We start from the raw sequence: 992 nt of genomic DNA, 5'->3' as shown, positions 1-992 counted from the left end.
AACTGAATTAGAAGCATAAAGTACATTCTTTAAAAAGTGTACTTTATTTTTATTTTGTACATTATTCTGGGGTGGTATTTTGTATGTTTTCTAGTACATAACATCCTCAAATCTAAGAAATCGATTTGTACATTATTTTCAATGATAATCAATGTATAATAAAAAATTTAAAGTTCAAATTCTGGAACTAGTTTCACACACAATAAATTGAATTCTAACAAAAACAATAATATAATGAGGCTGGATGGGGGAGGCCTATCCAGTAAAATGTAAAGATTTTAAAGAAGAAAACAGCTTATTAGCATACTCTTAATAAATAAAAAAGAAAGTAGGTCTTAAAATGACTAAAAAAATTTTACCTTTAACATTAACTATTTTGACTGTGGGATTAATTTCATATGCTTTATTAAACCCTGTTGTTGCCAATTCTTTAGGAAGTGGCCAAAAAGAAAATCAAACAATTGAAATTTATAAGGAACTTCTAAAAAATAAGTCTGAAAAAGAAATTAATGAATATTTCTCAAATCTACCCGATGACCAACTAATTATTGCGGACAAGGCCGGTGGTTTTACAACTAGTTCAACAGATGATTACAGTAGTCCAGTTGAAACTATTGATAAAGATGGCAATAGAGAAGTAAAATCATTCCAAGATAAAACTGTTTCAGCAACTATCGGTGAAATTAAAGAAGCATTAAAGAATAACTAGAGAGTACGCGAAATATGCCAGATTATAAGAGTTCTATTTATATGTAGAACTCTTTTTCTGATTAGCTTAATTTTACAAATTGAGGTATAAGAAAATGTACAATTGAAAAAATTTCCAGTTTTTTTTTAATCACTATCTCAGATGACAATTCAATCAAAATATGATATAATACAGAAAAAGTAAAAATAACAAAAGTAACTTACAAAAGTAAAAGAAAAAAAGTAAATAGATAGCCACGGCGGATATTCCTTTCATCGTTTAGAAGGAGTTGCTGTGGTTATCG

The 992-nt window shown here is 27.9% G+C and carries 1 protein-coding gene; it reads left to right on the top strand.

Annotated features, from left to right (window positions below; all coding sequences use genetic code 11):
• Window positions 1-340: 340 nt before the first annotated feature.
• Window positions 341-709: a hypothetical protein gene (locus tag HMPREF2704_RS01700; RefSeq protein WP_070845482.1), complete on the top strand. Its 369-nt coding sequence runs from the start codon at window positions 341-343 to the stop codon at window positions 707-709.
• The last annotated feature ends 283 nt before the right edge of the window (window positions 710-992 follow it).

This window comes from Streptococcus sp. HMSC076C09 (assembly GCF_001837905.1).
Taxonomy (GTDB): domain Bacteria; phylum Bacillota; class Bacilli; order Lactobacillales; family Streptococcaceae; genus Streptococcus; species Streptococcus parasanguinis_I.
This window is presented reverse-complemented; position numbering and strand designations above follow the sequence as displayed.

Coding starts and splice junctions, on each gene's coding strand:
- HMPREF2704_RS01700 (WP_070845482.1), top strand. CDS start 341: ATGACTAAAAAAATTTTACCTTTAACATTAACTATTTTGACTGTGGGA.